This window comes from Erwinia sp. MYb375, from assembly GCF_037479175.1.
Lineage (GTDB): Bacteria > Pseudomonadota > Gammaproteobacteria > Enterobacterales > Enterobacteriaceae > Erwinia > Erwinia rhapontici.
In genome coordinates, this window is sequence record NZ_JBBGZS010000019.1 from 43,977 (window position 1) to 52,992 (window position 9,016).

5 protein-coding genes are annotated in these 9,016 nt (G+C 56.8%); 1 reads left to right on the forward strand and 4 read right to left on the reverse strand.

Annotation, left to right across the window (positions count from 1 at the left end; translation table 11 throughout):
* Positions 1 to 53: 53 nt before the first annotated feature.
* The 4 genes from WH279_RS11015 to WH279_RS11030 form a co-directional block, all read right to left on the reverse strand.
* Entirely contained in the window at positions 54 to 1,025 is a 972-nt protein-coding gene (locus tag WH279_RS11015; RefSeq protein ID WP_339456549.1) for a TonB family protein, read from the reverse strand.
* A 345-nt stretch (positions 1,026 to 1,370) separates the two neighbouring features.
* The gene (locus tag WH279_RS11020; RefSeq protein WP_200643233.1) at positions 1,371 to 1,805 is read right to left on the reverse strand and encodes an RcnB family protein; all 435 of its coding nucleotides are present in this window, start codon (positions 1,803 to 1,805) and stop codon (positions 1,371 to 1,373) included.
* Positions 1,806 to 2,062: 257 nt separating this feature from the next.
* The gene (locus WH279_RS11025) at positions 2,063 to 3,448 is read right to left on the reverse strand and encodes a DUF3999 family protein (RefSeq protein WP_339456555.1); all 1,386 of its coding nucleotides are present in this window, start codon (positions 3,446 to 3,448) and stop codon (positions 2,063 to 2,065) included.
* A complete protein-coding gene (locus WH279_RS11030; protein WP_339456557.1) occupies positions 3,438 to 6,116 on the reverse strand; it encodes a DUF2339 domain-containing protein in 2,679 nt (892 codons plus the stop codon). The genes WH279_RS11025 and WH279_RS11030 overlap by 11 nt, the downstream gene beginning before the upstream one ends.
* A 297-nt stretch (positions 6,117 to 6,413) precedes the next feature.
* Here WH279_RS11030 and mutS point away from each other — a divergent pair, with 297 nt between their 5' ends.
* Positions 6,414 to 8,969 (forward strand): DNA mismatch repair protein MutS, encoded by a 2,556-nt coding sequence (mutS, locus tag WH279_RS11035; RefSeq protein WP_159337956.1) that lies wholly within the window; start codon positions 6,414 to 6,416, stop codon positions 8,967 to 8,969.
* Positions 8,970 to 9,016 lie beyond the last annotated feature (47 nt).

Below are 9,016 nucleotides of genomic sequence, written 5' to 3' on the forward strand. Positions count from 1 at the left end.
CTTATAAGGGCTCGAATTATTTTGGGTATACGCTACATAATGAAAATGGTTATTTAGTTTTCCAGCTCAACCTGGCCGTTTAATTTGAAAACGATGGTGACCGTTTGATCGTTCACTTCCGCCTGGGTCTGATAACGCCAGCGGGACATATCTTTGGTGATCGCGGCGGCAAATACGCCGGTCGGTGTTTCAGACAATATGCGCACATCGGTAATCGTACCGCTGGCGGTAATATTGAATTTCACTCTGACGCGCCCTTCCACGCCCATCGCTTTAGCACGCTGCGGGTAATTCACCCGGCGATGTAAGGCTTTAACATTCTGAGTTGCGCTGCTTCCCGCCCCCACCTGCGCACGGCCGCTGTCGCTGCTGCCGGTTCTCGCCGCGCTGACACTGCTGGCGGCCCCTGCGGCCGTATTCGTCTGCGCCGTCTTCTCGCCGGACGTATCTGTCGCTGTCGCGATCGGTGCCTGAACCGGTTTAACCGTCTGCGGCGGGCTCTGTGGTTGGCGCTCTACCCGCCGCGCAGTTGGTACTTCACGAACGGCGTTCTGCTGCGGCTTTTCCACTTTCCGTGGCGCACGCTCACGTTTTTTCTCATTAGTCGCAGGCAGTTTAATCACTGCGTCAGGCTGGGCTAACGCAGGCATTTTTATCGCCCGGGAAGGCAATTCCGTCTCTGTTTTTTCCTGCGGCACAGGCTCCGTCAGCGGTTCAGCGGTCGGGGCCACGGGCAATCTGTGGCTGGCCACGCTAACCATCGTCATTGCCACCACACCACCTTCAGCACCAGCCATTAATAACGCAGGCACATTATCGTTACGCAAAAAACCGGCAATCAGCGCCAGATGCAGCAGTAGCGACACCGCGACAAACCCCGGCATACGCCAGGCATGCCGCGCCGTAAAAGGGGGCATGACGTTTGCGGTAATGGACTGTGGGTGACTCACTGCGCCTTTCTCCTGATCGCCTGCATCCGCCAGACAAATGACCTGGGTCAGGTGAAGCGCGGATCTGCTAAACAAAATCGGGCGACACCTGAAGCAGGTCTGCTTCAGCGCTGACTCATAAGAGTGCAAGTAAGATCAATAAGTTATTAATCGTAATGTTAATGATAATTATTTTACAGATCATAATGATTATCAATTAATATTTACATCTCACACGAAGTGCATGACAAAAAACACGTTAAAAACGGGAGTAATCATCACACAGGTTATTGAATAAGAAAGGAAAGAAGCAATGCTTAAAGATATGTCAATTTACGTCAGCGAGGGGTGAGACAGGAGTGGCACCTTCAGTACCACTCACGTCAGGGGACGAACGGATGATCTCGTCCCGCCAGGGCTGGCGGGAGTCAGGGGTAACGATTAGCGCTTGTAATAAATCTCACCCTGTTTCGCCTGCAGGATTTTTCCTTCAGCGTTGGTGATCAACACGTAGTTGCCGCCCATATAGGTCCAGTGGCTATCGGCTTCCGGTGCTGGCAGGTGGCGCACCTTCCACTGAACGATTTCATATTGTTTAGTGCGATAGACTTCAGGCACCACATCACCAATAGCAAAACGTGTAAAATCAGCAAAGAAATATTGCAGATCGTAAGGGTCGTTCGGATTCGTTTGTGGGGCGGTAGCCGGTGGATCCTGCGACAACGAGTTCTGACTTTCCGGGGTTTGAACAGCAGGTGCCTGTACTTCAGGGGCCGCTTCTGCACTCTGCTCACCTTCCGCCCAGGCGGCAGGGACGCTGGATAACGCCGCAGCCGAGAACAGCGCAGAACACAGTACCACTTTCAACTTACGCATACTTTCTCCAAAAATTAGGCTATCTGGCAGCGATCAGCTGCGAAATCAACAAATATAAATACGGCGATAATCCATCATCAGCCGGTCCCATCAATGCCCGATAATACTTAGAGATCCCCGCAGCAAGATGGTTCCGACACAGTTACTTACGATAATAATGTGATGTCGGTCAGACACCGCAGAAATTATTGTTAAGAAACATGACCTGACCTGTTTCCAGGCCCCGTCATGCCGCTGCCCTGATACGCCCCGGCAGACTATTTCGGCTGACGCTGCACCTCGCGCCAGACCTTCAATGCCAGCATCACCAGGCCACCTGCGCCAATAATTAACAACGCCCAGAGCAGCCCTTTCTGCCACAGTTCGCTTTTCTCTGCCCCGCCAGTGGCGGTTAATCTTTCCCGTCCCCCAAGGGTTTGTATTGATGACGTGGTTCCGGCATCAGGCAGAACCAGCCAGCGATTGGTTTCCGGTGGGATCAGCGTATCCAGACTTATCGCCTGCGCTGCGGCAATCTTATTGCCCCACACCAGCATAAACGGTGGACTGCCCTGAGCATTAAACACCAGTTTTCGCACCTCTCGCTCCCCACTGACCAGCGGTGGCATCCCGCTCCACTGCTGGTTAATGCCTTTAACCCGGATCGCCTGAATCAGCTCACCCTGCAGCACCAGCGGAACCGAGGCGCTTTCCCCCAGGCTGTAAACCACCTGTTTGCCCAGCGGATGCCAGCTGTCCTGCGCGCTGCTGCGGTAATCAATTTCCAGCGGTAACACCGCATTACTCTGGGCAGGTTTAATACTCACCCGACTGAATGGCTGCGGCGATGACCAGCTGTATTCGGCTTCACTCTCTGACAGCGCTTTTACTGTCGGCGCCAGGGTCACGTAGTGCGAGCGTGGTAACGGGTTGGTCGACTTCTCAATCCCCGTGATGGCGCTGAGGTCAAGGTTCGCGGGCTGCCCATCGTCTTTAAACACCAACATCAGGTAGCGCGCACGCGGGGTACGGCGGTCATAACGCAGGTCGATGGTATCCAGCAACAGCCGATCGCTGCCAGAGGTGAGATCCATCAACGGCGCATCGTCGTTCAACGTATCCCAGCTTTTCAGATCCTGACTGTAAAGCACGCTGACCCGCGCCTGCCAGTTCTGCGGCAAGCGCGTCCAGGTCAGTTTCAACCCACTTAGCCTCGGATAGAAGTCTTCCCCCTCCTGCGGCACTTCCAGCAACAAACTGCGTCCTGAGGATTTTTCGCCCTCTGTGGGCAGCGTCACCTCAATCCCGTTGGCCGCTTTGACTGTGATCTGCGACTGACCGCTCGCTCCACGCTGCGGATTATCCAGCGGGAAGACGCGGAGCGGCCAGGTCTGACTCTGCGTCTCGTGGGTCTCTGTCGAATAGAGAGCAAACGGCACCGTCACACCCTGGCTGTTAAACACCCGCAGGTCGCGCATATCGGGCCAGGCCGTTTGCTGGTACACATCGCCAGGCAATGCGACTTCGAAGAACGGCTCAGAGCCCTGGGTGGTCAGCGGCAGACCATAAGCATAATCCTTCGGCGCTTCGCCCGTCTTCGCGCTCACGCTGGCTGACAGGCACAGTGCGGCCAACCACAGTCCGTGACTCAACTTATTCTTCATGTTTTCCCTCATTGACTGTCACAGCATCCTCTTTATGTCCGGTTTTCGGTGGCAGGGGTGAAAAATACCCGGCAATCAGCACCAGGATTGCCACACCGATAAAGCCCACAGCACGCGCCAGGCCACCGCCATGCGCACTGTCGACCAGAATTAATTTAATAATTACCACCCCCAGCAAACCTGCCCCGCCAAACCAACCCTGGCGATCACGGCATCGCGTTGACCACAGCATGATCATCAGTGCTGTCAGCATCCACAGCAGCGCAAAGGTGGTCTGCACCAGACGCGATGACCATAGTGCTTCTGCCTGCCACGCAATAGCACCATAGTGAGCCAGCAAACGCATCACCAGACCATTGCCCCACCAGAACAGCAGGGCTACCGCGGCCAGGCGCAAGGCGAAATCACACCACGGAAGCACAGCGGCAAAACGGTCACGCAGCAGCCCGCCCCACAGTAAAAGTGCAAATATCAGTACCAGTGCGCCCTCTTCCAGTGGGTTGAGCAGGGGCAGATAGCGCCAGTCAATCATCACACCATCATGCAGGTTACCCAGCAGCAGCAATATCAATGCACAAGGGGCCAGTGGCAACAGCCCAAGCTGGGTGTACAGGCGCGCATGAGCGACAAACGGCCAGATGCCGCGCCGCAGCGCCCACAGCATCAGCAGAATAATCCCGGCGATAAATACCATCAGTACAGCAATACGCCATTCATCCATGCCCCACGGCAGCTTATCCGTGATACGCCAGACCTCGATTCCTGTCGTCAGCAGCATCCAGAACAGCGATAAATGCAGCCCCTGTTCCAGCATCAGAGGTTTCAGTCTGCCTTCTTCACGCTTCAGCAGCCCGTAAGCCGCACCCAGCACCGGCAGCCAGACCAGATTGAGCCAACCTGCCGCCAGCAGGGAGTTATCGATCACCTGTTGATAAAGCACGACCAGCAGCATAGCCAGCCACAATAGCCACGGCATGTAACCCAGTTCAGGCCAGGCAAAACGTCGGCTGGCCAGATGCCAGGCAACGGCGGACAGGGCAATAAGCCCCAGTAGCGGGAACAGGAAGTCATCATCCGGGACCGGGGTGGCTGCCAGCCCACCGATCAGTGTCGCCAGCCACCAGAGAATGCCGCCGCCCAGCAGCACGCGCGACACCACGTTGTTAGCGTTGCGCCACAGCCAGGCCCCACCGAGCCAGGTCAGAGCCAGTACGGCAAAGATCAGACTGAAGGAGAAAGCATAGATGCCATTGAAGCAGGCCATCAGCGCGGAACCCAGAGCCAGCAGCAGCAATCCGGTACCGCTGTAGCTGACACGTGACTGACGCTGCGACTGCCCCAGCCAAAGCATACCCAGCCCTTCCAGTGCCCAGGCCATTGACGTCCATTGTGCAGAGAGTGCCAGCGGGATCGCCAGGGTGGTGAACACGCCTCCTAACGCCAGCCCGGCAACGGCCAACTGCCGCCCCAGCGCAGGATAGCGGCGCAACGCGACCCAGGCCAAAAGCAAATAAGCCAGACCAAAGCCCAGCGCGGAGAAGGCCGGACCAAACGCCCAGTGCTGCGTCATGTGGTACTGCATGCCAAAGCCGACCAGTGGCGGCCCGAATAGCAGTACGCCATCGATCACCTTCTCGCCTTTCACCTGCCCGCGCAGCGATAACCCCAGCGCCAGCACGCCGAAAATCACCATATTGGCGATCAGGAACAGCTGGCAGCTCAGGTAAAATTCTGGCTGATACCCCTTCAGGCCCCACAATCCCGCCACGCCAAAGGAGAAGGCAAAGCCCAGCAGATTAAGCGGCCGCCAGGGCTGCCAGACGGTGATCGCCAGAATCCCCAGCGACAGCAGCAGGTAATAGGAGAACAGCGCGATATGACTGCCGCCGCCGGTAGACAGCAGCAGGGGAGAAAGATAACCGCCGATACTGGCCAGCATTGCCAGGCTCAGGGCGCGTTGCAGTACGGCCAGACCCACGCTGGCGGCACAGATCACCAGCATCAGGGCAAAGGCCAGCAAATGGGGTAGCAAGGCATACAACCGGAAGGCACCAAACACCGTAATATAAAGCGCGCCAACCGCCCCGCCCTGCAGGATCAACGCATAAAGCGACTGTTTTGTCCTGAGCCGCCAACCCAGCCCCAGCATCGCCAGGCTGACCAGCGCGGCACCCGCCAGGCGCAACTCGATGGGCAGCATATCGCGCTCAACCGAATATTTGAGCAGATAGGCCAAACCGAAGAACATCAACAGCACGCCCAGTTTCGCCAGCGGGTTGCCTTTCATAAACCAGGCCAACAGGCCGGAAAGCAGGCCCGAGACCCTATCAGGCTGCTGATCACGGGGTTGAGGCTGAACGCGAACCGGAGTGACAGAGGGGGTTTCCGGGTTCTGCACGGCGACAGTAGGGGCTTCTTGCCGGAGGCGTTCCTCGCCCGCCCTGGCCGATGCCTCCGTCGGCACCACCCGTTTCGGTGCGTCATCGACGGAGGTTTCACCCCGCTGCCATTTCGCCAGCTTCTGCTGTAACTGGGTGACCGTCTGTTTGAGTTGCGCCAGCTCACGCTCATTACGTTTGCTGCGTGACAGTGAAATCATCACCATTATCGGCAGTACGACTACGGTGAATACGGCAACCAGCCCGGCAAAGAGCAGAAGCTCATCCATGACACCATCCCATGTGTGAAATAATAGTTACATTCTGACATGAAAAAGAAGAAGTCATGCAATAAATCACTGCGCCTTTTCCTGCGTAGTTTGCGGGATGCTTTCAATTTTTACCTGTGACAGCGCGTGACCCGCTGGGATAATATAGTCACATTACATATCCTGATGCCTGTCATGCCGTCATGTGCGCGTAAGACCCGGTTTTCACCCCTATCAGCCATCTCCTTGCCAGGATGCTTCATCATCGATACTGTTTGATATGGCAAGGATTTTCAATGGATTGGAGCATTCCACCTGATGAACAACACCGAAAATTTATCCTCGCACACGCCGATGATGCAGCAGTATCTTCGCCTCAAGGCTGACCATCCGGAGATTCTGCTGTTCTATCGTATGGGCGACTTCTACGAACTGTTCTATGACGATGCAAAACGCGCCTCTCAGCTGCTGGAAATCTCCCTGACCAAACGCGGTGCCTCGGCCGGTGAACCGATCCCGATGGCGGGCGTGCCTTATCATTCACTGGAAAACTACCTGGCGAAGCTGGTACAGCTGGGCGAATCGGTGGCGATTTGCGAACAGATCGGTGATCCGGCGTTAAGCAAAGGTCCGGTTGAGCGTAAAGTGGTGCGCATTGTCACCCCCGGTACCATCAGCGACGAAGCCCTGCTGAATGAACGTCAGGACAATCTGCTCGCGGCGATCTGGCAAAGCCAGCGCGGCTTTGGTTATGCCACACTCGATATCAGCTCCGGCCGTTTCCGCCTGGCTGAACCGACCGATCTTGAAACCATGGCAGCCGAACTGCAACGAACCAACCCGGCAGAGCTGCTGTACCCGGAAGACTTCGCCGCGATGGCGTTGATTGAAAACCGTCGTGGCCTGCGCCGTCGTCCGCTGTGGGAATATGAGCTGGACACCGCGCGCCAGCAGCTGAATCTGCAATTTGCCACCCGCGATCTCAGCGGCTTTGGCGTCGAACAGGCGTATCATGCCCTGCGCGCGGCGGGCTGCCTGTTGCAGTACGTCAAAGATACTCAGCGCACCTCGCTGCCACATATCCGTGCGCTGACGATGGAGCGCCAGCAGGATGGCATTATTATGGATGCCGCCACCCGCCGTAATCTGGAGATCACTCAGAACCTCTCGGGGGGCATTGAGAACACCCTCGCATCGGTGTTGGATAAAACCGTAACGCCGATGGGCAGCCGTATGCTGAAACGCTGGCTGCATATGCCGGTGCGCGATACCCAGATCATTAGTCAACGCCAGCAGAGCATCAGTGCGTTGCAGGATCGCCATGAGGGCCTGACGCCATTGCTGCGTCAGGTCGGCGATCTCGAGCGAATTCTGGCGCGTCTGGCACTGCGCACGGCACGTCCACGCGACCTGGCGCGTATGCGCCACGCTTTCCAGCAATTACCGTTACTGAACAGCGAGTTGGAAAATACCGAGATTGCACACCTGCAAACCCTGCGCGGGCAAATGGGTGAATTCACCGAACTGCGCGAGCTGCTGGAACGCGCCATTATTGAGGCACCGCCTGTGCTGGTGCGCGATGGCGGTGTGATTGCCCCCGGCTACAATGACGAACTGGACGAATGGCGTGCGCTGGCCGACGGTGCGACCGACTATCTGGATCGTCTGGAGATCCGTGAGCGCGAAAAACTGGGGCTGGATACGCTGAAGGTCGGGTTTAATGGCGTTCACGGCTATTACATCCAGGTCAGTCGCGGACAGAGCCATTTGGTACCCATCCACTATGTGCGCCGTCAGACGCTGAAAAATGCCGAACGCTACATTATTCCTGAGCTGAAAGAGTATGAAGATAAGGTGCTGACCTCCAAAGGGAAGGCGCTGTCGCTGGAGAAAGCGTTATACGACCAGCTGCTCGATATGCTGCTGCCGCATCTGGAAGCCCTGCAGGACAGTGCGGCTGCGCTGGCCGAACTGGATGTGTTAAGTAACCTGGCGGAACGCGCCTGGACGCTGAACTACAGCTGCCCGACTCTGACCGATAAACCGGGGATTAAACTGACCGGCGGCCGTCATCCGGTGGTGGAACAGGTCCTGAAAGAGCCGTTTATCGCCAACCCACTGTCGCTCTCTCCTCAGCGTCGCATGCTGGTGGTAACCGGGCCTAACATGGGCGGTAAAAGTACCTATATGCGTCAGGCGGCGCTGATCACCCTGATGGCCTACATCGGCAGCTTTGTGCCTGCAACCCAGGCCGTAATTGGCCCGGTGGACCGTATCTTTACCCGCGTTGGCGCAGCCGATGATCTGGCTTCAGGCCGTTCAACCTTTATGGTCGAGATGACGGAAACCGCCAATATCCTGCATAACGCCACCGAATTCAGCCTGGTATTGATGGATGAGATTGGGCGCGGAACCTCAACCTACGATGGTCTGTCGCTGGCCTGGGCCTGTGCCGAAAGTCTGGCCAGCCGCATCAAGGCGATGACTTTGTTTGCCACTCACTATTTCGAACTGACCACACTGCCGGAACAGATTGAAGGCGTGGCGAACGTGCATCTGGATGCTGTGGAGCATGGCGATACCATCGCCTTTATGCACAGCGTGCAGGAGGGAGCAGCCAGTAAAAGCTACGGGCTCGCCGTCGCTGCACTGGCCGGTGTGCCAAAAGAGGTAATTAAACGCGCGCGTCAGAAGCTGAAAGAGCTGGAAGCGTTATCAGGCAGCGCGGCAGCGACGAAAGCGGACGGATCGCAGCTTCCGTTGCTGGTGGAGGAGACTTCACCGGCATTAGAAGCCCTTGAAGCGCTGGACCCGGATTCACTCTCACCGCGCCAGGCGCTGGAGTGGATCTATCGGTTGAAGTCTCTGGTGTAACACAGCCAGGGCGGGGGATGACCCCCCCCCCCCGAATATAAAAAAAA

Coding starts and splice junctions, on each gene's coding strand:
- WH279_RS11020 (WP_200643233.1), bottom strand. CDS start 1,805: ATGCGTAAGTTGAAAGTGGTACTGTGTTCTGCGCTGTTCTCGGCTGCG.
- WH279_RS11025 (WP_339456555.1), bottom strand. CDS start 3,448: ATGAAGAATAAGTTGAGTCACGGACTGTGGTTGGCCGCACTGTGCCTG.
- WH279_RS11030 (WP_339456557.1), bottom strand. CDS start 6,116: ATGGATGAGCTTCTGCTCTTTGCCGGGCTGGTTGCCGTATTCACCGTA.
- mutS (WP_159337956.1), top strand. CDS start 6,414: ATGAACAACACCGAAAATTTATCCTCGCACACGCCGATGATGCAGCAG.